The organism is Nocardia arizonensis (genome assembly GCF_001310275.1).
In the GTDB taxonomy this organism is placed as follows: domain Bacteria; phylum Actinomycetota; class Actinomycetes; order Mycobacteriales; family Mycobacteriaceae; genus Nocardia; species Nocardia arizonensis.
Genome location: NZ_LGYZ01000133.1, coordinates 41,752 through 62,976 on the forward strand (window position 1 = coordinate 41,752; position 21,225 = coordinate 62,976).

Below are 21,225 nucleotides of genomic sequence, written 5' to 3' on the forward strand. Positions count from 1 at the left end.
GCGTACGGCGTCAGGGCCAGCAGGTGGTGTCCAGAGGTAAAGGGGTAACCGGTGGAGCCGACGACGTTGCGCGAACCCACCGCCGAGTTCACCGTCGGCGCTGAGCCGAGCCAGCGATCCTGGGGTGTCCGCCTGCGATCGTTTCGGCTCGATCACCTCCAGATAAGCCGCAAGGATTTCGCCGAGCGCATCAACGCCCGCGCCCGCGAGGAGCGGGTCAACGTCGCGTGTTCCGAGCGTCATGTCGCACGGTGGGAAGACGGCGACGTCCGGACCCCGAGCGCAGTGTATCGACGTCTGCTGGCCGCGATCGGCGCGCCTGTCCCCCACCACGACCCGAGATCGACACGCCCGCGACCGGCTCCCGATGGCGTGCCCGTGCGGGCGTCGGTGTCACGGTCCGTCGGGCCGGGTGTGCCCGATGTATCCGAGCCGCTGCGGCGCGCGCCTGAAGCGACGTTGCTGGAGGCCGTCGCCGCTACGGTCGTCGGCTCCTCCTCCGCGCTGCTCCCGTGGCTCCCGCGACTCGATCAGGCAGGGGCACCGGATCGCATTCGCGGCGACAGGCGGGCCGCCGACGCCGGTGGCGTGCGGGCGGCCACAGCGCATTTGCGGTCTCTGGATCAACAGCGTGGTGGCTCCGCGGTCACCGATTCGGCCACCGCGTTGCTGGGTTCGATACCGAATCTGGCGACACTACGCCACGACGAGACCGCCGATCAGGCGGTTCTGGTCGCTGCTGCCGACCTGGCCCGATTGATCGGCTGGGCGTTCCACGACGCGGGAGATCAGTATCGCGCGCGCCAGTTCGCCACCCTGGCATTGAGTTTCGCGCGGCGGGCCGGCGCGGACAGTCTGGCCGCGTCCATCCTGTACGTGCTGGGCCGCATCGAGGTTATCGAACGCGACCCGCGCACCGCGCTGCGCATGTTCCAGCTCGGGCAACTGCCCGCGCGCGACGCCGCCGACAGCGGCGAATCGGCTCGCCTATACGCCAACGAGGCATGGGCACACGCCATGCTCGGCGACCGCAACCGCATGCACTTCGCCTTGACATGCGCCGAAGACGAAATGGGCCGTGTCGGCGATATCGTCGCGCCCTGGACTCGCGTGTTCTTCACACCGGGCGAATACACCGGCATCCAGGCCGTGATCTACAACGAATACGCCACCACCGCGCCCCACCCGGTCGCCGACCGCTACAGTCTCGCCGCCCTCGACAGCGCCCGTGCGTCCCTGCGCGCCGCCGCGCCGGGACGGCCCGCCCGCAGCATCGTGTTCGACAACATCACCGCCGCCACCGCGTGCTTCCGGCTCGGCGAGATCGACTCCGGCCTGTCCTTCGCCACGACCGCGGTCGAGATGTCCGAACAGATCACCAGCGCCCGAGTCGCCGAACGCCTGGAGACCATGCTCCGCGCCGCCACCACCGCGACACCACGCAGCGACGTCCGGGACCTATCCCACGCGGTCAGAGCGAGCCAGGTGGCGATCTCGCGCGCATCACACATGACCATGGGCCGTGCCACGAGCGCCTAGGCTGGAGGGTGTGGCGACCGATATCGCGGCCGAGCGCGCCGCCGAGTTGCATCGCATCGTCGAGCTGGCCTGCGCCCGAATCGGATTGAACTCCCACGGCGCCGAGCTGATCAAATACACCGTCAACGCCGTCTACCGGCTCCCCCGCGAACGCGTCGTCCTGCGCGTCGCCTCCGGCCCGGTCGCGATGTCGCGGGGACAGCGCGTGGTCACCATGGCCCGCTGGCTGCACGCCCGCGACGCCCCGATCGCGACCTTGCTCGACGCCGATCAACCACTGACCGTCGACGGCGACTACACGGTGACGTTCTGGCACGAACTCGGCCGGCGAACCGACTGGACCGCAGACGATCTGGCATCGCCGCTGCACCGACTCCACGCCCTCGACCTCGACTCGGCCGACCACGCCGTCCTGCCGACCTGGGACCCGTTCACCACCGCACGCGACCGCCTCGCCCACGCCGACACCACTGTCCTGGCCCCCGCTGACGCCCGCTGGCTGGGCGAGCAATGGGACAGCGCCGAACAGGCGTTCCGTCACGTCCAGGACCAGTTGCCGACCGGCATCATCCACGGCGACCCCCACACCGGAAACCTGCTGCACCGACACGACGACACGGTGCTCTGCGACCTCGACGAGACCGGGATCGGTCCCCTCGCCTACGATCTCGTCCCCCAAGCCGTCGGAGCGACACGGTTCGGTCGCCACGACTTCTACCGCGACTTCGTCCACGCCTACGGCAGCGAGGTCCGCGACGATCCCGCGTGGCCGATCCTGTCCCGTATCCGCGAACTGATCATGGTCACCAGCGTCCTGCCCGATCTCCAGCACCGCCCCACCGTCGCCGCCCAGCACGCCCACCGCCTGGCCACACTCAGAACAGCCCGGCACGACATCGCCTGGGATCTCTACATCTGATTCCCGCGCGCAGCGGCTGAAAGTCCCTCCGATCCGCGGGACCGGACGACGACCGCAGCAACAAATCGTCAACGGATCCGACCCGATTCATCACGGCCGGGTGTCCGAATCTGTCATGTCACCGTCGGCGGACGTGCCCGATTGTGCCCGGTGCAATGTCATGGTGCCCAGCATCCGGCAGCGATTAACTCTGTCTATGACAGCAGATGACGCACTCCGCGCCCCACCACGTCGGCACCGAACCGCATCGACACGGTAAGTCACACACGCCACGTCGGCGGCAGCCACCTCCGCGCTGCCGAACCCGAGGTTCCCGCAACCGCCTTCCCTGATCGCTTGTTGCCGGAGCCGCACAGCCCCACCGCACGGCAGCCCGCAGGCACCCGTCGTGCCTGCCCGAACACCTTCGGGTCGCCCGCTGGGGGGTCATCGGTCACTACCGCCCTTCGCCTCTTCGAGGACAAGCGAAAAGGGGTCACAGGAAATGTGGATTGGCTACGCCCGTTCGGACCTGCTGTCCAGACACGACGCCGACGCTTTCGATCGATCCGTGCACGAGTTCGCCGCGCGCAACGGGTTCGGGGACGGCCGGGTGTACTTCGAACCGCTCGCAGCCGAAAACGTGATCGGTGACCTGCTCACCGAGATCGACCACAGCGTGCCGGTGTTGAACCGCCTCGAATCACTGGCACGAGGGCGACGGATCGACCTCACCCGGCTCCTCGCACCGCCCCACCGGCGAGCCGATCTGCTCTGGTCGATCCTGTCCCGAATTCCGGAAGCCACCGACCTGCGGTTGCTGGTGCCCTCCCGACTGCACCTGTCCGACCTCGACCCGTCCGGACGGGCGGCACTGTCGCACCTCACCGCCCTGCCCACGCTCACCCTGCACTATCTCGACGCAACCCCGCATCGATCGGCTCCGGTCCCAGGGCCGCTCCCCCAGCACGACGCGGTCTCCGACCACGACGCGGGCCGCGAACAGGTCGTGGTCGAGTCCCGGGTCGGGGCCATCCCGGCCGCAGCGCAACTCGACGCCGTCGAAGCGCTGACCCGCAACGGGTGGCCCGAGGCGATCGAACGCGTCGACGCGGTCTATGTCGCCCTCATCGGCGACCGCCACCACCCGCCACGGTCGCTGTGGCTCGAACCCACCCCGCTCCCCGACACGGTGATCCGCACGTTGGTCGACACCGCGACCGGCGCGCTGGCCGTCGAACTCGACGAACCGTATCCACGCAGCGATGAGCCCTCCCGCGATCTGGTCGGCGTGTGCGAGCAGGTGCGCCGCTTGCCCAGCGGCACGCACACCATCACCCGCTGCACCCTCACCGCCCGCGTGAGCACGACCGGCCAGACGGGGGCGAGGATGCGATGAGCACCACGACGCCAGGCAGCGGCCAGCCGTCGATGACCCGACACCATGCCCGCCAGCGTGATCGCGGCACACCGATCGAGAACCTGCTCGAAGCTCGTGAACTCCACCTCGCGGTGGCCGGACGCCATGTCGAGGGCCCGTCGCCACTGACCAGGTGGGCGCGCGAGCTCGCCGACATCCACGCCAGCCTGCTCAGCGCGGCGGTGTCCCCGCAACGGCGTCCCGCCGATTACGACGACATCGCCACCCGCGACCAGATGAACGCGGTCATGGCGGCGATCGACGAGTGGGCGATATTCCACCTGCCACGACCGGTCAACGCCGACCACCACACCCACCCTCTGGGCGAGGTGATCAGCCACTACGCCGAGGTCTTCGCCCGATCCCAATGGATCCTGCGCCACACCACCAACACCGAGCACCACCACGACGCCGCGCTGCGGATGGCCCAAACCCACCGAGGCTACGCCGATCTGGTCACCGCTATCCGCACCCGCCGCGTCCAACTACCGCTGGGCTGGCGAGCAATCCAGGAGCTGCGATGAACCCCACACCCCCCGCACCCGGGCACCACCCCGACCCACCGACACCACGCGCCGTCGGCAACGACTCGTCCTGGTTCGGACAGATCCCGTCCGCGCACGTGCTGTTCCGCGCCTGGCACGCACCGGAATTCGTCGCTGCCCACTACCCGTTCCCCACCCTGGTCGATATCGCGGTGCAGATGCTCGATGCCCACCACGAATACCGCGCCGCATTCGGCCAGCTGCTGCGACTGCCGCCCGGCCACACCGACAGCGCCGACATCACCGTGCTCACCGACTCTCTGCACAGCGCCCACCACCGACTCGGCCAATTGGTCGAGCGCATCGACGACCACCTCGCCGCCACCCTCACACCGCCGGGGCACCGCGCGGCGACCAGTCACCGCGACGGACTCGGCACCGAGATATCGCAACTGTGCCGCTGCTGGATCACCGCGATCGATCCCACCATCCCGAGCAAGCCCGGTCCGCGGGCGCATCACTCACTGTTCGGCCGAGCCGTGGTCTACGACCTGCTCGCCGCCGACGTCGCGGCCGGACGCGTCCACCTGCCCGCCCGCATCCCGCAACCGGCCGACCCACCGCACTGACCACGCCCCCACACCGCATTTCTGCTCACCCACCCGAAAGGTACTGCGCCATGCGACTTCTACACCGGATCCCCGCACTCTTACACACCACCGTGCGCACGCTGCTGCAAGCCCTTATGTACGCGCTGGTCGCCAGCTTCGTGCTCGACACGGTCACCGCACTCACCCGACGCCGCAGTATCGCCGCCGCCCACCACGCGGTCACCCACTTCGGCGACCACCACACCCAGTAGCCGCGACGACCCAACCGGTAAGAAGAGGAAGGTGAGAGCGTGACGTTCGGGACCGTGAAATGGTTCAACCACGAGAAGGGATTCGGGTTCATCACCTCCGACCTCGGCCCGGATCTGCTCGTCCGCCAAGCAGACATCCACAATCGCGACGCGTTACTCCGCGATCAGCGGGTCACCTTCGACCACGTCGACAGCCCGAAAGGCCCTCTCGCGCAGAACGTCCGGCCCCGATGAACGCCCCGAGGCCCGGCCGCCTGCACAGCAAGCGACGGACCCGGCGACGTCTGCTGGTGGCCGCGCGGCGACTGTTCCTCACCCACGGCTACGCGGCGACCCACGTCACCGAGATCGCCGCTGCCGCCGGGTACACCACCGGTCCGCTGGGCAAGCACTACCCCTACAAACACCTGCTCGGCCACGAAGTCGCTGAAACCCTGACCGCGATCGCCCTACACCGCATCCACGCTGCCCGCCCGACCAACCGCAGTGACCTGGTCATGATGCTGTCGGCGTGGGCGGCCACCGTGATCAGCCACCCCGGATGGCTCTGGTTCGAACTCGAACTCGCCGCGACAGGTCCCGAGAACCGCGACCAGCACGTCGACCGCAGACAACGCATCCACACCGCACTGACCGAACTGCTCGCCACGACAATCGAACCCGCTCCCGAGAACGATCCCGCCACCACCGCCGCGTCACTGATCGCCACCCTGGTCGGATTCACCGTCTGCCCGCTCGATGACACCATCGCAGACAACCAGCGGGTCCGAACGCAGATCGAAATCCTCCTGCGCGGCGACACCGACCGCCCGTCTCCCGACACGACCACCCCGGCCCAGGAGAGCTGACCCATGAGCCGTCCCACTCGATCCGACACCGACCACGACCACCCGGCCCGCACCCCACGCAGCGACGAGCCCGCCTTCACCGCTCCCACCGACGACGATCCCGACGTCGTCACCGTTGTGCGGGCCGCACTCGAGGCGGTTCGCGATTACTGAGCCCGCCGTCCCGTTGCCCGGTACACCGTCGGCGTCGGCTCGAGACGGGTACTGCGCAGGTAACGGTTTCGATGAGACCCGGCCTGCGGCGGCGCGCGTGATCGCGTCCTGCCTCGGCGGCAAGGACGCCTACGAGATCGACCGCCATGCCGCCGCGCGCCTGGACGCCGCCCTGCCCGGCTTCCCGCGGCTGGCGCAGACGAACCGGGACTGGCTGCACGGAGTTGTCGCCGATCTCGCCGCCGCCGGAGTACGCCAGTTCCTCGACCTCGGTACCGGCCTGCCGTATCCGCCGTACCTGCACCACATTCTCGGCGAACACCACCGCGATCATCGGGTGGTCTACGTCGACCGCGACAGCATGGTCGTGCGCCACGCGGTGGCCCACTACAAGGACCGCGCCGTCGCGGTGATCCACGCCGACCTCACCGACCCCGATGTGGTCCTGCGACTGGCCCAACGTCACGGCCACCTCGACCTCGACCGGCCGGTCGCCGTCCTGCTGTCCGGAGTCCTGCACTATATCGATGACCGACACGTCGATATCGCCGCGCTCACCCGCGCCTACACCGACCTGCTTGCCCCCGCCTCGTATCTGGCCATCAGCCACTACCACCGGCCCGGCACCGACAGCGACACCGCACACCTGGCCGAAACCGCCCAAGCCAGCTTCCTGGACATCCTCGGGTGCGGCTGGTTCCGCACCCGCGAACAGATCCACAGCTACTTCGCCGACCTCGCGATCCTCGCCCCCGGCCTGCGCACACCCCACGCCGACGCGCATGCCAGATTCCGCACCCCAGCCGGTCAGCTCCTGCTCACCGGCCTCGCCCGCAAAACGTGACTCCACGCAACGGCTCGCCCTGGGCGGCTCGGCCGAGGCTGCCCGACAGTGGTGATCGCGGACCGACTGCCGCGCACTGGTGTCGGCGTGCTCGCTCGGCGGTCGTCGGCCAGACGGCCGGGGGTCCGATCAGTTCGCGACTACTCCTGATGATCCGCTGTACTGGGTGACCCGATAAGCTTCGCTGGGTGGCGCACCCGTTCCCGGCGAATCCTTCTGCGATGCGATATCGATCGGCCGCGCGAACGAGTCCCGATGGCGGCCGATGAGGCCGGTCACGCTCCCTTCCGAGGTTCTCGATCGTGAGGACTTCGACCGTCACAAGATTCCGATCCCCGCCGCGGTGGATGATGCCACCGTCGAGTTGGTCGCGGCGAGGTCGGGTAAGTGGCATGCCCGCAACGGCTGTCAGTACGGGCGCGAGGGCACCCTCCAGCAGATCCCGTTGCTGGGGATCCGGTGGGACCAGGTGTGCCGCAACTGCGGCAACGCCGCCAGATCTGTCGACCCGAACCACGCGGCCACGCTCCGAGCCGTCGCTGAACTGAGCGCGATGCGCCGACACCTCGACGCGTTCACCCACGCGCTGGCCGATCCCGAGGCCACCTTCGTGTGGCTCGATTACGCACGATGGCGTGCCGGATGCCCGATCTCGACGGCGTCGATAGCGGAATCGCTCGACCAGATCCGGGGTGTTCGGGGCTATTCGCGCACGATCGCGGCCATCAACAGCGCGGCCCTGGACTACTCGCGCCGACACGAGGAGTTGCTCGCGCAGTTGGCCACCCGGCTCGGCTCCGACGCCGAGGACGGACTGCTCGATCGAGCGATCGACATCGTGGACACCGACTCCCCGGCCCGCGCGGAAAGCGAATTGCTCGCCGCCATCACCGGGACCACCTATTCCGGTTTCAGGGTCTACGGCCGGCCCGATCGGTCCTTCGACGCGTGGACCTCGGTCGCTGGTCTCTGGCTCGCCGCGCACCGGCAGGGCCGCGACGATCCCGCCACGATCACCGCCGACATCACACGGCTTGTCGCCCACCACCTGTCACAGGTGACCGACCTGCCCCGGTTACCGGTCGATCCCACGGTGTCGGTCCATCCCGCCGATACACCGCAGAGCTGGGCGGATCGGATGTTTGCCAGGTTGCGGGACCGGACCGTCACCGCCTGGGTGGACCGGGCGGAAATGGCCCTGCACGGGCTGCGCGGAGTTCATCGCCGCGACGAAAGCACCGAGCCCGAACGCGCCCTGTTGGTGCCCGGGTGGCCACTGCACATCGAATCCCGCGCGCGACTGTCCTACCTGACCCAATATCCGCACCTGCTGGCGCCCGTGCCGATCGAAAACCGGTACGGCACCAGCGTGTCCTACGACTTCGACGACCGCGACGGGACCACGGTGGCGGTGCTGCGGGTGCCCGACCATGCCGCCGAACAGGCGCACGCCATTTCCTCCCACATCCGCTCCATATCCCTGACCGGCGAGGTCGACCCCACCACGGCGGCTCGCCAGCTGCTGCGCGAAGTCGGGGTCGTGGTCCATCCGCTCGACCTCGCTGACTCACCTCGACCGTCCTCGCGTGTCGAGACCGAACGCCGCCGCCTGGTCACCGCGCACAACGACACCCAGTTCCGGTACCACTCACGCCCGTTCGCCCTGAACAGCCGCGCGCGTCCCTCGCGCCTGCACGGCCAGGACGGTAGCTGGACCACCTGGGAGGCACGAGCGGCGTTCAACGACCTCGGCTCGATATTCATCCCCGGGGTCGATGATCTCGAACTGTTCGCGTTGGCCTTCTCCCACAGCAACGTCCACACCCCCACCGACGTGCAGGTCCGACTCGAAATCGCCGCCGCGCAACCCCCGACAGTCCATCCGCGGCTCGGCCTGCTCCCCGCGATCGAGCATCCCCTCACCGAACAGAGCGCGGGACTGATCGATCTCTCCGCGGCCCTGCACGGGATCACCGCGGACCACAGCGCCGTGCTCCTGGAGATCAGTCCGTGCCGTGAACCGGTCACCGTGCCACTGAACAGCATCGCCGTCATCCAGAGCGTGCGCCGCTAGACCCACCGTCGCGGCATCGGCCAACCGAAGTCAAGCCGTCCCTGCTGTACGAACTACGCAGTAGCAACCTCTCGCACGGCAAGGCGAGCGCCGCGGGCAACAATAAGGGCATGACGACCGACACCCTCACGGCGCGGACCATCGAATTGTGTGACGACCGGGTACATCGGGCAGCTGAGATCCGCGAAGAAATCGGTTGCCGGTGGGCCGACTACCTCGGCGAACACCCACGGTCGTTGACTGCGGTTCCTGGGCAGACCGACTGCGAGTGGATATTCGGCGTCCGCACCGTCATTCCGATGCCGATTCGGCTGAGTACCCTGTTCGGGGAGTGGCTCTACGAATTGCGCGCGGCACTCGACGCCACCGCCTATTACCTCGCCGTACGCGACAGCCACCAGGACCCGCCACCGAACGCGCGACGTATCTACTTCCCCATCAAGCTCGACGCTGCGGGCTACGACAAGAGTCAGCACCGTTCCGACCTGAAAGCCCTCTCGGACCGAACTTTTCAACTGCTCAGACGAGTCCAACCCTTCCAGGCCGAGCCCGACCACCTTTCCAACGCCCTGTGGTGGATCGAGGAACTCGCGCGCATCGACCGGCACCGACGTGGGCACGCCTTGGCACCGCACATCGGCAGAATCAGGCTCGGCCTGAAAACGCCGATCACAAGTCCGCGCTGGCTCGTTCCCGAGGGTTCATCGAAGCGAATTCCGGCAACGGATGCACTGACCCCGCTGCTGGCCTTCACGACGCCGCCGGGTTGGACCGAAAAGGACGTTCGCGATCACGTCGAGCTGACCGACGATTCGGTAACCAGTTGGCTCGATGTCACCGAGTGGGCGGACAAGGCATCCGACCCGATGAGTGCCATGAATCTCGAGCGCCGCATGGGCAATTGCGAGCAGCAAATACTCGACGGAATCGTTCGGCCACTGCTGACCGGCGAAGTCGATCCATCCACTACCCCGTCACGGTCTGGAGCCGCCGAGACCGAACACGCAGTCGAAGGTGCCCCGTAGGCGGCCAGCCGTAAAGACCGGCTACGCCAGGGGCATCGCACACACGCAGTGTCTGCCGGTGGCCGATCGGCTGTGGTCCGCTCTCGAACGCCTGGTGTGAGGGGTGCTGTGGGCGTATCGTTCGCGGGAGGTCGGCACGCACGCTGATCGTCGTCCGAGTGCCGCCGGATCCCCTTCCCGGCGGCACTCGGACGGTGTCGAGCCCGTCGACTCGGTTCGCGCGGAGTGCGAGTTCACCCGGCGAATGCCCTCGCCGCGGCGTGGTGGGCAGTCGAGGTGAAGCAGTGCATGGGCGGGTTGCGTCGCAACATCGTGCGATAGCGGCCCACCGTCGCGGGCCAGGGGTTGGTGACCGCGCCGCTGGTGTGTTTGTACCAGCTGTGCGGGCTGTGCGGCCACACCGTCTTCTCGATGGCCCGGTCCAGCCATTCCTGGTAGGCCGACATCACACCGGCGTCGACTTCTATTGCCGTGGCACCGGTTTCGTCCCGCATTCGCAGGCAGGCCAGGATGTAGTCGATCTGGAGTTGTTTCATCGCCGGGTTGCTGCCCGCGGCGGTGAAGGTGTTGGGTCCGGCGAGCAGGAACATGTTCGGGAACCCCGGCAAGGCCATGCCGTAGAAGGCCGATGCCCCCTCGGCCCACTGCTCGTGCAGCAGTCGGCCTTCGCGTCCGGACACGGCGACCTCGGCCAGGAATCGGGAGGCGTGGAAGCCGGTGGCGTAGATGATCGTGTCGGCGTCGTGGTGTGCCCCGTCGGTGGTGGTCAGTCCGTGGGTGTCGAGTTCGTGGATCGGTGTGGTGATCAGCTCGACGTTCGGTCTAGCCAGGCTCGGGTAGAAGCCGTTGTCGAACACGATCCGTTTGCCGCCGATCGGATAGTTCGGTGTCAGTTTCGCGCGCATCACCGGATCGGGTATGTGGTGTCGGAGGTGACGGCGCGCGAACGCCTCGGCGGGGCGGGCTGGCCAGGCGCGGCGCATGATCGGGGCCAGCAGGTGATCGGCGCTGTGGTGCAGCAGCCGACGGTAGGCAGTGTGTGCGCCCGGAACGGCCAGCAGCCCGGTGGTGATCGGCCCGAACGCCGGGCTGGGTTTGGGCAGTACCCACTGCGGTGTGCGTTGGAAGACGCGGACCCGGGTGGCGGTGTCGGCGAGGTGGGGCAGGATCTGGGCGGCGCTCGAGCCGGTGCCGATGACCGCGACGGTCCGCCCGGACAGGGGGTGGTCGTGGTTCCAGCGCGCGGTGTGGAAGGTGGTGCCGCCGAATTGCGTGTGTCCGGGCAGGGCGGGGACGTGGGGGCGGTGGAGTTGGCCGAGCGCGAAGACCACGGTTTCGGACCGGATCCTCTGTCCGGAGTCGGTGACCAGTTCCCAGCAGCCGCGCTCATCGAGATAGGTGGCGGCCGTGATCCCGGTCCCGGACCGCAGGTGCGGGGCGAGTCCTTCCTGGGCGACGATGCGGTGCAGGTAGTTCAGGGTCGCGCGTTGATCGGGGTAGCGGATGCGGCGATCTCGGTAGGGCGCGATCGGCAGCGAGTACAGGTGGGCCGGGACATCGCAAGTGCATCCGGGATAGGTGTTGTCGCGCCACACTCCCCCGACGTCGCCGGATCGCTCGAAGACCGCGAACCGGGTGACACCGGCTCGCCGCAGTGCCGCGGCCATGCCGATCCCCCCGAATCCGGCGCCGATGACCGCGACCTGGAGCCGCGCTCGGTTCTCGGTGGATCGTTGCCGGTGTGTGGACGGCCGCGCCGTGTCGAACGGTCTCGTCATCGGCGATCGCCGATCGTGAGATGGCAGACCGACCCCTCGGGGGTTCGCGGGGTGATGAGCGCGGGCAGGTCGGTGTGCGGGTGTAGGTCCAGTGGTGTTCCCGGTTCGGATATGTGCCATCGATGCTGTCGTGCGAATCGCTTGTGCATCGGTTGGGTGGGGTCGAGGTGTGCGTAAATGATCTGGACGTCGGATTCTTCGCAGATCTGGACGGCTCGGCGCAGCAGTGTGGAGCCGATTCCGCAGTGCTGCCACAACGCGTCGACGGCGATTCCGTGGACTTCGACGGTGCTCAGCGCCGCGTGGAGCACGGCGGCGTGTCCGGCATCGGCCAGGCGCACGCACAGTGGCATCGACGGTCCCGCGGTCAATCCACCGACCGGTATTCCGTCGACGAACGCGATCAGGGCCATCGTTCGTGCGGCGACGACGGTCGGGATGCTGACCGGTGCGCGTAGCCTCCGCAGGACGGTCGACGCGAATCCTCGCGTCAGTCCGGTGGACAGTAGTCGGGCGTCGTGGATGCCGAGGAGGTGGCGTGTGGCCTGTCGTGGCATCGGGTTTCCGGCCTCGCGGCGCCAGCGGGCTACATCGCTCACTTCGTTGCGGGTGACGGCGTGGCGTATTTCGACCCCGGGTGCGGTCGAACGATCGGTGGTGAACATAGGGGCAGTCCTTCGGTGTGTTCTGCGGCAGGCGCGGCCGATGGGCGCGGTTGCGGGCGGGGGTTCGCGCGCCCGGCAACCGCGTCGTCGTCGTGTGCTGCCCTCAGCGGAGGTTGTGGGTGAAGAAGCGGTCTTCGCTGGAGGTGTAAATCCTCAGCTCGAGTCCGGCGAGGGAGTCGAAGTCGATAGCCGCGCCGGGGGTGTGGACGGTGAGTCCGCAGCTGCGATAGAAGGTCGATAGTGGTGGGGTGTTGGGGAATTGGCCGTAGAGCACGTGGGATTTGAGTGCCCGCGAGGAGCGGATGGCACTGCGGACCAGGGCCGCTCCGGCGCCGGTGCGCCGGTGTTGTTCGTCGACGGCCAGGACCTGGATCTCGCTGGTGCGCAGGAGTGCGAGCAGTAGGTGGTCGGGGCTGTTGGCGATGACGCGGGTCAGCAGCCACATGGTCGGCCCGCTGATGACACCGCCGGCGATCTCGCCGTCGACAACGGCGACCGAGGCACTGGTGCGGGTGGCCGCAGCGGCAGGAACGCCGTGGGTGTCGAGGGTGCGGCGCAGCGTGGCGCGGGCGCTGGTGTGGCCGCTGCCGAGTAGTCCGTCCTGATGGAAGCCGAGTAGCTGCTCGACGAGGAAGTCCGGGTCGCCGACGCCGCTCATGGCGGCCCAGCGCACAAACTGGTGTAGTTCGGCTTCGCTGTCGATCTCGCGCACGGCGATGCGGGGTTCGCCTCGATCGGTGTCGAGGGTGGCGCTGTGGTGGTGGGTCATGGTGTCGTCCTTCTTCAGCGGTGTGTGATCGCGGCTATTCGGGCTGCCAGTGGGCGGTGTGTTCGTGGTCGACGACGCGGCCGAACTGGATGTCGGCGAAATGCATCCCGAACCCGCGGGTGTGGGGCTGCGCGAGTTCGCGCAGCAGCCGGGCGGCGGAGTCGCGCGACTGGGCGGGGTCGTCGTCGGCGGCGCTGGTCAGGCGTGGGTGGGTGATCTGGATCGGGGTGGTGAGGGCGTCGCCGAACACGACCAGGCGCTCGCCGAGGCTGTCGAGCAGGTAGCTGGTGTGGCCGAGGCTGTGTCCCGGTGTGGGCAGGGCGCGCACGCCGGGGAAGAACTCGCCGTCGGGTACCGGTCGGATCTGGGTTTCGAAGGTGGCCAGGACTTCCGGGGGTGTGCCGTCGGCGACGGCGAGCTCGCGGTGGTCCCATTCGGTGGCGCCGATCAGGATCGGGATGCCGGCGAAGATGTTGATGGTGGTGTCGGTGTGGGCCTGCCACAGCCAGCCGATGTGGTCCATATGCAGGTGGGTGAGCGCGACGAGGTCGATGTCGTTGACCGATTTCCCGGCCGCGGCGAGGCTGTCGATGAGTTGCCCGCCGCGCAGCTGCCCGACCGGGGTGGGCACGGCCAGGGGGCCGAATCCGGCGTCGATGAGCATGGCGCGGTTGCCGTATTCGATGAGCAGGGCGCCGACGCTGGCCACGAGGTAGCCGTCGGGGTCGACCAAAGCCGAGAACTGACGCCACACCTGGGCGTCGGCGTCGGGCAGCCAGCGGCGCGCGTCCAGCAGCGCCACGCCGTCGGGCAGGTAGGTCACGCGATGGTGCCCGAAGACTCGGCGGCGCAGTCCGGCCGGGCGGGTGAGTCGGTCGTTGGTGACGGTCACGGTGGGTTCTCCTTCTCGGGGTGTCCGAGATCTGTTGTCTCGGTGCGGGATCGGCCGACGGGTTCGTCGGCGGTCGCGATGGTTGTCGGGTCCGGGCGGGTCGTGTCGCCCGCGTGGGCGGGTCACGTCTGCTCCTGTGCTGGTTGCGGGCGCGCCGAGAGCGGCCAGGTCACGGGTCGGGTCCGGACTCGATGGCGGCCTGATGGTCGGCGAACTGGTCGAGGCGGGCGTCGTGGTCGCGTTCGGGCTCGACGCCCTGATCCGGATCGGGGTCGGTGACGGCCGCGGCGACCGCGGCGACGATGTCGTCGGCGGGGGCGGTGCGCGGTGTGGCGGCCAGTCGGGTGCGGGCCTGTTCGAGCCATTCCGTGGGGGCGGGCAACGCCGCGTCGGTGGTGTCGCGTTCGGGGGTTTTGGTGAGCTTTCGGCGCGCGGTGTCGCCGAAGGCGGCTCCGGTGTAGGTGTGCCACAGGGTGTCGAGGTCGTCGAGGGACAGGTCGCGGTAGAGGGTCAGGCGCTCATCGAGGCGGGCGGCGGCGGTGGCGGTGATGCGTTCGCGCTGGGCGGTGCTCATGCCCAGCGTTGTGGCGGTGACGACGGCGCGCTGCCAGAGCGTGTGCATGTTGCGACGGAATTGGTGCTCGTCCACCGAGTTCGGGTCGACACGGATCTGGTGGTGGGCCAGCAGATGCTCGCGAACTGCCGCGACCGCGGCCATGTCGGTGAGCAGGCGGGTGTCGGAGGCGACCCGGTGGCGGTTGCCGCGCCGTGGTGTCGCAGGTAGGGGCGGGGGCAGGATCTGGTGCGGGGTCCATGGCTGCTGGGAGAATCCGAGTCGCCGTGCGACATCGACCCAGGCGGCGGGCACCCCCGTGCTCCGGACCCTGACTTCGAGCAGGCCCCGCTCGCGGTCGACCCGATCGAGCTGTTGTTGCTGGGCGAGCCGATCGGTGACCGAGAGCCCCGCGGTGTCGAGCAGATGCCTGCGTCGGGTGGCTTCGGCGGCCAGCTCGTGCACGCGCCGCAATCCCTCGGCCTGATCGGACGGGATGTCGCGCACCCGCACCGGCAGCGAATTCGCGCTCACCACGGACTCGCCTGCGCGCTCGAGAAAACCGGTGCGGTGCCGACGTTCTCGCCGACCCACGGCTCATCGGGAGCGGCGACATCGCTGAAGCGCACCTCGAGGCCCGATCCGTTGTCGCCGTGCAATAAGGATTGCTGGTCGCTGTCGGGCAGCGCCGCGTCCAGCGCCGCGCACAGTTCGCTGGTGGGCGCGGTCCGCAGTGCCTCGGGAGCAGGCAGTGCGGGGCTGGTCTCGGTATCGACACCGGCGGCGGCCAGCGCGGTGGCTTGTGCGGTCCAGCCGCTGGTGTCGGTGTCGGCGGCGGTGTGCCAGCGGTGCCGGATCTGCTCGGCCGCCACCCCCTCCAGGGTGGCCGCGCCCGCGGCGGCCCAGTCGTCGAGCTCGCCCCACAATTCGGTCGCCTGGTCGGCGGTCAGCCCGAGCAGGTTCGCCACACCGGCGGTGCGCATGTAGAGGGCGACCGTGTTCGTGCGCAGGCTCGCCGACACTGCGGTCGGGGTGTGGGCGTGCAGCTGTCGGTAGGCGGTGTCGAGGGCTGCCCATTCCTGGATTCGAGCCACGTCCTGGCCGAGACCGCCCAGGACTCGGTCCCAGTCGATCGGGCCGGGACGGACCAGATACAGCTCCTTGCGCCAGCCGATCCCGCGGTCGCCGCGTGCGCGGGCCTGGTCGAGCCATTCGGCCGGTACCGCGCCCGCGGTGGCGGCGGTGAGCAGGTTCTCGCGCCCGAGGGCGTGGCGCTGGTACGCGCCGAACCACTGCGGTGAGGGTGCGCCATCGATTCCTTGCGCTTCGGTGAGCAGGTCCGCGAGGGCGCGACTGGAGTTCTGGACGGCCGCGAGTACGCGGGTCTGGGCTCGGGTGGGTGTGATCACGGCTGCTCCTGGGTGTCCTCGCCGGGGGCGAGGAGTCGGTAGTCGGGGCCGAATCCGAGTCGTTCGATCACCGGGCGCGTGCCGGGCGCGCCGAACCAGTTGCGGGGCACACGGCTGGCGGTGAGTCCGGGCAGGTCGACGTGCTCGCCCGGTACGCAGCGGTGCAGGGGCCCGTTGGCGGCGTCGAGGACCAGGCGCATGGTGGGGTCGATACCGCGGGTGAACAGCGACGACATCGCGGTCTTGTTCGCGGAGATGACCGCGGCCTCGAACGCGGCGTGCAGGAGCGCGAAGCGGACCGCGACGCTGTGGTGTTCCCACCAGCGGGTGCACCAGGTGTAGGTGCCCTCCCGGTGCTGGCCGGCGATCCGCACCGAGGTCACCGGCAGCAGCCAGTCCTGCACCCAGAGCCGGTAGTCGCTGAATCGCGGCGGCGGCGGTTTCTTCTTTTTCGCGCCGCCGTCCTCGCCGGTGCCGCTCCCCGAACCGGCACCGGCCCCGGCCGCCGACTCCGGGTCGGTGTCGGCGCGCGGGATGATGCGTGGGAGTTGTTCGGCGGGAACGGGTTCGAACGGCAACGAGGGTGTCGTGACGTGCTCGGTCGGGGTGCAGCGGTGCAGCGGGCCTTGCGCGGCGTCGAGGATGACCCGGAAGTGCGGGTCGACGTGGCCGGTGACGAACGCGCTGACGCCGGAGCCGCGGGAGGCTTCGAACGCGGCGTGCAGGTGCGCGACGCGGACCGCGACCGCCCGGTGCGCCCACCACTGCGCACACCAGGTGTAGGTGTTCTCGCGGTTGCCGCCCGAGATCCGCACGCTGATCAACGGCAGCAACCATTTCTCGGCGAAGGCCACGAAATGCGGATACGAGGGCTTGCGTGCCCGCGCCGTTTTCGCGGCCGGTGCCGCAGGCGGATTCGGAGTGCTCATCACTGGTCCCCCGCCCCGCCCGAAACGCTCGGATCGTCGTCACCGTCGTCGGGTGCGACAACGACGACGGACTGGCCGCTGGTGGCGAATTCCTTCAGCGATCGGCGGATGACCGGCGCGTAGTCGGTGTCCTGCCACCACACCTTCTCCACGAGCACCGGTCCGTGGCCTGGCAGTCGCACCAGGGCGCGGTCTTTCGGCAGCGCGGCGAGCGCGGAGACTTCGAGGATGGGTTCGGCCCGCCACGACAGGGTGCGGTTGGTGCCGCCCTGGCCGCGGCTGCGGGAGCGGTCGGCGACATCGTGCTGTCCGGCCATCTGCGACCAGTGCTGGAGGTAGTCCACCGCGGCGATACCGCCGCCGTAGACCTCGATGCTCTGGGCGCGCATCGTCTTGAGTCCGCTTGCGCCCCAGAGGTCTTCGCCCTGTTCGAGGACTTGCAGGATCGTCATGAGGATGATTCCGCAGCCCCCGGCGTAGGTGTAGTAGGAGGGCAGCTCCGAGATGCGGGCACAGTTGGCGGCTTCGTCGAGCACACCGAGCAGCGGCACCGCCAGCCGCCCGTCAGGCCGGGCGCGGGCCGCAGTGAGGGCGGCTTCGATGATCTGCCCGACCAGTGCCGAGGTGAGCGGGGTGGCGCCGTCGGGTCCGGCCATCGACAGCGCGTACACGGTGTCGGTGGATTCGACGAAATCGACCGGCTTGAATTCCGGCAACTCGTGCGTGCGCGACTGGATCTTCTTCTCGATCACGACCTTCGCCTTGGCTTCCCGCACGCGCAGGTGCGTGCGCGCGGGCGGGGTGACCATCTGCGCGTAGTCGGCATCGGCGAGGACGTTCAAGAACCGTCTCGCCATGTCGTAGAGCCCGTCGCGCTGGCGGGCGTACAGGGCCTGGGACTCGCGGATACGGTCGGCCGGGCGGCGCTGGCCGTGGGCGTCCAGGATCAGCGCCGGGGTCGGATCCTGGTCCTTGCCGAGCCACTCGGCCACGTGCAGCAGATCTCCGCCCGCACGAGCGGCGGCCAGGATGTAGAGAGCCAGCAACTCTTGGGCCCCGCCATCGAAATAGCTGTCCACCTTGGCATTCGCGGCCTGAGCCGCGGTGCCCGAGGACGCGGAGACGAAGAACCCCGCCAGCTTGCGCGCCGCCGGGAGCCCGGCGACCTGGGTCAGCAGGTTCACCCAGAACCCGCACACCGCGGTACCGGTCACCCCTTGCAGATCCGTCACCCACACCCGGCCGCGTTCCTCACGGCCGCCCACGGTGTGGCGGTAGAGATCGGGTTTGTTGCTGGTGGCCAGGCACGGCCCCCACGCCGCCAGCACCGCCGGAATCGCCCAGGCCATCGTCTTGCCGGTGCGGGTACCGGCCGCGATCGTCACCCCCAACTCCGTGGGCACGAACAACTCGACCCCGCCGACCACGGTGCGCCCCAGCGGCGGGCCTTTCAGTTGCTGCACGTCCTCGGGCGCGTCGGCCAGCAACCGCTGATTAGCCGCGGCGTTGTCGCGAGCGCGGGCGATACGGATCTGGTTGGGGCGCTGCATGGTCCGCGCCGCCGCATCGATCTCGTGCAGTGTGCGCAGCAGCCGCCACCCGGCCACGAGCACGCCCGCTTCGAGGCCGTAGAGGACAACGGCCACGAGTGTGGCCTGCCACGGCCACCCGGTGTTGCCGAGCACCACGGCCAGCAGGGCGGCGGCCGGGTTCCCGGTGACCGGTAACCCGGCCCACCACCGGCCCACCGACAATGCCGCCCACGCGGTGCCCGCGAGTGCGAGTGCCGCGAGGAACAGCAGCAGCATCGTGGTTTCCTCGCCGACTCCGCTCTTGGTCCGTCGACGGGTCTCTCGTGTCGCGATCATGCGCGCACTCCTGGATAAGGATCGGTGATCTGTTGGTGGACAGGTGTTTTCACAGCGACGCTCCGATGTCTCGGGACGGTTCGGGCTCGACGTCGACGTCGACACCGGGTTCGGGTTCAGGGTCGGGTGGATCGATGCCGTCGGCGTCGCCGAGGGCGGCGGCGACGGCGGCGTCGATGTGGGCGGTCGGGTCGGCCTCGGTGGTGGCGTGGGCGTAGGTGCCGTCCCGTCCGGCCAGGTAGGCGCGATGAATTTGTTCCGGGTCGGCCCCGGCCAGCGCCGCGTCGCCGCGTGCTTGGCGGGTCTGGTCGAGAAGTTCTTCCAGGCGCTCGATGAGGGCTTGGTCGTGGTTGGGCAGGTCGGCGAAGCGTTCGCTGGTGCGGGTGTGCTCGGCCGAGAGGTCCTGCACCCGCCGCAGCGCCGCAGCCCGGTCCACGCTGCGTCGGTCGGTGCCGGTATCGAGATCGCCGTCGAGTTCTTCGGCGTCGAGCAGGTCGTCGGTGGTGGCGATGAGCGCGTCGATCTCGGCCATCGAGACCTCGGGGCCACGTCCGCCGAGTGCGCGGTCGACGGCGTTGCCGGGGCGTAGTTCGATAACGTTGGCCCGGTCCTGGGGGCGGGAGCGGGCACTGTCCTGCGCCGAGCCGGTGATGTCGGGCTCGACGCGGCCGGTCAACACCGCCGCCTGGCGCAGGCTGCGCAAGGTGAGGTCGTCGACGACCTCGTCACCGTCGGCGTGGGCCGCGGCGACGCGGACGTAGGCGGTGCGGGTGGTTTCCGGGTGGGACTGCCACGCGCGGGTGGCGGCATCCAATTGCGTCCACAACTCGTGGGCTTCGACATCGCCCGGATCGGCCCACCGGAGTGCCAGCAGTCGGGCTCGCTCGGTGAGTTCAGCGACCTGCTCGGATGTTTCGCCGAAGGGAGCGATCTCGCTCAGGTAGTGGTGGAGGGCGAAATCGGCGCGCAGCCGGGCTTCGCGGTCGTCGGCGGCATCGTGGTAGTAGCCGGGATCGGTGGGGGACCCAGGCTGCGACTGCGCCCAGCTCATCGGCACCGCCCCAGCAGACGGTCAGCCGGTCGCGGCGGGTGGTGGTGTGGTTGGTACGGAATGGACATCGGCAGCCTCGTGAAAGAGAGGAATGCGGTGTCCCCGGGGTGGGTTCGATGTCGCGGCCAGTACCCGTGACCGGCGGCATCAACGAAACGCGAGGGTCGATCAACGGGTCAGGGGTCGGTGCCGTAGTCGTAGCGGTATCCGCCGTCGTTCTCCGGCTCCGGCCCGGGATCGGTGGCGGTGTCGAGCCCGGTGGTGTCGGTGGGCAGCGCGTCGTCGACGGCGGCGGAGATGGCGCCGAGCGCGGCGGTGGCGTCGGCGGTGTCGATGAGTGCGGCGTCGATGAATTCGGCGCGCAATGTCGCGGCGGCGGCGGCGATCATCTGTTGGGGTGTCGGCGGCAGCGCGTGCGCGCCGGCGATTGGGGTGCCGGTAGCCGGGTCGAGCGGCACATACGGCGGGATCGCCATCTCGGTGGAGGGTGTGGAGTAGGAATTCCATGCTTGGACCACGCTGAGTTCGTCTCGGATTTCCAGTCGCACGGCGTGGTCACGCCGATACGGTTCGGCGGCGTCGCCCCACAACGTGGCGGCCTCGTTCTCGGTGATCTGCGCGGCGTGTGCCAGGGCGACGACGCGTTCGTGGCGCAACGCCATGTTCTGGGCGAACGTCTTTTCCGAGTCCGGGTTCGCCCCGTAGCTCCACCGTCCGGTCGCGATGCGGTCGCCGCGTTCGGCCGCCAACGCGGCCATGCGTTCCAGGTGCCACAGGTCCAGCCCGAGCATGTCCATGAAGAACGATTGGGCGGCGTCGTCGCGCCAGGGCATGGAGTCCTGTCGCGACAGGGCGTCCACGCGCGGCAGGGCGCTGTTCTCCCCGAGCGCGACCGCGTCCGCGATCCAGTCCTGGCGCACCCCCGCGGTCAGCGCGGTCTGCTCCGCGCGTTCGCGTTCGCCGGTCAGCGCGTCCAGATGCGCGCGCCAGGCGGATTCGGCGTCACCGCCGGGGTCCAGGGGCTCGAAGCCCTCCCAGCCCTCACCGAGGATGCGGGTGTGCTCGGCGGTGAGCAGCCGGATCTGGGTCAGCAGTTGTGCCTGCCACTGCACGACCGTCTCACGGGCCCGGGGCGGCGGGGGCGGTGTGCTCATGATCGCCGC

At 69.1% G+C, this 21,225-nt stretch carries 22 protein-coding genes; 12 read left to right on the plus strand and 10 right to left on the minus strand.

The window, feature by feature from the left end; all coding sequences use genetic code 11:
• The first annotated feature begins 51 nt into the window (after window positions 1-51).
• From APZ21_RS31445 to APZ21_RS31490, 12 genes are all read left to right on the plus strand, one after another.
• Window positions 52-1,539: an NsdA family TPR-like regulatory protein gene (locus APZ21_RS31445; protein ID WP_156371428.1), complete on the plus strand. Its 1,488-nt coding sequence runs from the start codon at window positions 52-54 to the stop codon at window positions 1,537-1,539.
• 10 nt (window positions 1,540-1,549) lie between these two features.
• Complete coding sequence (locus tag APZ21_RS31450; RefSeq protein ID WP_051030280.1) at window positions 1,550-2,458, plus strand: phosphotransferase; 909 nt, start codon at window positions 1,550-1,552, stop codon at window positions 2,456-2,458.
• A 484-nt stretch (window positions 2,459-2,942) separates the two neighbouring features.
• Window positions 2,943-3,836 carry a hypothetical protein gene (locus APZ21_RS31455; protein WP_040713669.1) on the plus strand — a complete coding sequence of 298 codons (894 nt, stop codon included), beginning with the start codon at window positions 2,943-2,945 and terminating at the stop codon, window positions 3,834-3,836.
• Window positions 3,833-4,381 carry a hypothetical protein gene (locus tag APZ21_RS31460; protein ID WP_156371429.1) on the plus strand — a complete coding sequence of 183 codons (549 nt, stop codon included), beginning with the start codon at window positions 3,833-3,835 and terminating at the stop codon, window positions 4,379-4,381. Before APZ21_RS31455 ends, APZ21_RS31460 begins: the two co-directional genes overlap by 4 nt.
• Window positions 4,378-4,971, plus strand: a complete 594-nt coding sequence (locus APZ21_RS31465) for a hypothetical protein (RefSeq protein ID WP_063125125.1) — start codon at window positions 4,378-4,380, stop codon at window positions 4,969-4,971. The genes APZ21_RS31460 and APZ21_RS31465 overlap by 4 nt, the downstream gene beginning before the upstream one ends.
• Before the next feature lie 50 nt (window positions 4,972-5,021).
• Window positions 5,022-5,204 (plus strand): hypothetical protein, encoded by a 183-nt coding sequence (locus APZ21_RS34570; RefSeq protein ID WP_156371430.1) that lies wholly within the window; start codon window positions 5,022-5,024, stop codon window positions 5,202-5,204.
• A gap of 39 nt (window positions 5,205-5,243) precedes the next feature.
• Window positions 5,244-5,438 carry a cold shock domain-containing protein gene (locus tag APZ21_RS31470; RefSeq protein ID WP_040713673.1) on the plus strand — a complete coding sequence of 65 codons (195 nt, stop codon included), beginning with the start codon at window positions 5,244-5,246 and terminating at the stop codon, window positions 5,436-5,438.
• A complete protein-coding gene (locus APZ21_RS31475; RefSeq protein WP_040713676.1) occupies window positions 5,435-6,052 on the plus strand; it encodes a TetR/AcrR family transcriptional regulator in 618 nt (205 codons plus the stop codon). Before APZ21_RS31470 ends, APZ21_RS31475 begins: the two co-directional genes overlap by 4 nt.
• 3 nt (window positions 6,053-6,055) lie before the next feature.
• Window positions 6,056-6,205, plus strand: a complete 150-nt coding sequence (locus APZ21_RS34575; RefSeq protein ID WP_156371431.1) for a hypothetical protein — start codon at window positions 6,056-6,058, stop codon at window positions 6,203-6,205.
• 13 nt (window positions 6,206-6,218) lie between these two features.
• Complete coding sequence (locus APZ21_RS31480; protein WP_275426237.1) at window positions 6,219-7,049, plus strand: SAM-dependent methyltransferase; 831 nt, start codon at window positions 6,219-6,221, stop codon at window positions 7,047-7,049.
• A gap of 343 nt (window positions 7,050-7,392) precedes the next feature.
• The gene (locus APZ21_RS31485; protein WP_156371432.1) at window positions 7,393-9,123 is read left to right on the plus strand and encodes a hypothetical protein; all 1,731 of its coding nucleotides are present in this window, start codon (window positions 7,393-7,395) and stop codon (window positions 9,121-9,123) included.
• Window positions 9,124-9,467: 344 nt separating this feature from the next.
• Window positions 9,468-10,148, plus strand: a complete 681-nt coding sequence (locus APZ21_RS31490) for a hypothetical protein (protein ID WP_156371433.1) — start codon at window positions 9,468-9,470, stop codon at window positions 10,146-10,148.
• A 233-nt stretch (window positions 10,149-10,381) separates the two neighbouring features.
• On the opposite strand, the gene APZ21_RS31495 is transcribed toward APZ21_RS31490, so the two are convergent.
• From APZ21_RS31495 to APZ21_RS31540, 10 genes are all read right to left on the minus strand, one after another.
• Window positions 10,382-11,926 carry a flavin-containing monooxygenase gene (locus tag APZ21_RS31495; protein WP_082393609.1) on the minus strand — a complete coding sequence of 515 codons (1,545 nt, stop codon included), beginning with the start codon at window positions 11,924-11,926 and terminating at the stop codon, window positions 10,382-10,384.
• Window positions 11,923-12,591 carry a GNAT family N-acetyltransferase gene (locus APZ21_RS31500; protein ID WP_040713683.1) on the minus strand — a complete coding sequence of 223 codons (669 nt, stop codon included), beginning with the start codon at window positions 12,589-12,591 and terminating at the stop codon, window positions 11,923-11,925. The genes APZ21_RS31495 and APZ21_RS31500 overlap by 4 nt, the downstream gene beginning before the upstream one ends.
• Before the next feature lie 103 nt (window positions 12,592-12,694).
• Window positions 12,695-13,360, minus strand: coding sequence for a GNAT family N-acetyltransferase (locus APZ21_RS31505; RefSeq protein ID WP_040713685.1), 666 nt, complete (start codon window positions 13,358-13,360; stop codon window positions 12,695-12,697).
• Window positions 13,361-13,394: 34 nt separating this feature from the next.
• The gene (locus APZ21_RS31510; RefSeq protein ID WP_051030282.1) at window positions 13,395-14,252 is read right to left on the minus strand and encodes an MBL fold metallo-hydrolase; all 858 of its coding nucleotides are present in this window, start codon (window positions 14,250-14,252) and stop codon (window positions 13,395-13,397) included.
• A 169-nt stretch (window positions 14,253-14,421) separates the two neighbouring features.
• A complete protein-coding gene (locus APZ21_RS31515; RefSeq protein WP_156371434.1) occupies window positions 14,422-15,339 on the minus strand; it encodes a hypothetical protein in 918 nt (305 codons plus the stop codon).
• Window positions 15,336-16,214 (minus strand): hypothetical protein, encoded by an 879-nt coding sequence (locus APZ21_RS31520; RefSeq protein WP_040713688.1) that lies wholly within the window; start codon window positions 16,212-16,214, stop codon window positions 15,336-15,338. Before APZ21_RS31520 ends, APZ21_RS31515 begins: the two co-directional genes overlap by 4 nt.
• Complete coding sequence (locus APZ21_RS31525; protein ID WP_054816796.1) at window positions 16,211-17,143, minus strand: DUF4913 domain-containing protein; 933 nt, start codon at window positions 17,141-17,143, stop codon at window positions 16,211-16,213. Before APZ21_RS31525 ends, APZ21_RS31520 begins: the two co-directional genes overlap by 4 nt.
• Window positions 17,143-19,011 (minus strand): type IV secretory system conjugative DNA transfer family protein, encoded by a 1,869-nt coding sequence (locus APZ21_RS31530; protein WP_051028838.1) that lies wholly within the window; start codon window positions 19,009-19,011, stop codon window positions 17,143-17,145. The genes APZ21_RS31525 and APZ21_RS31530 overlap by 1 nt, the downstream gene beginning before the upstream one ends.
• A gap of 49 nt (window positions 19,012-19,060) precedes the next feature.
• Window positions 19,061-20,062 (minus strand): hypothetical protein, encoded by a 1,002-nt coding sequence (locus tag APZ21_RS31535; protein ID WP_051028837.1) that lies wholly within the window; start codon window positions 20,060-20,062, stop codon window positions 19,061-19,063.
• A 176-nt stretch (window positions 20,063-20,238) separates the two neighbouring features.
• Window positions 20,239-21,216 carry a hypothetical protein gene (locus tag APZ21_RS31540; RefSeq protein WP_040703659.1) on the minus strand — a complete coding sequence of 326 codons (978 nt, stop codon included), beginning with the start codon at window positions 21,214-21,216 and terminating at the stop codon, window positions 20,239-20,241.
• Between the last annotated feature and the right edge of the window lie 9 nt (window positions 21,217-21,225).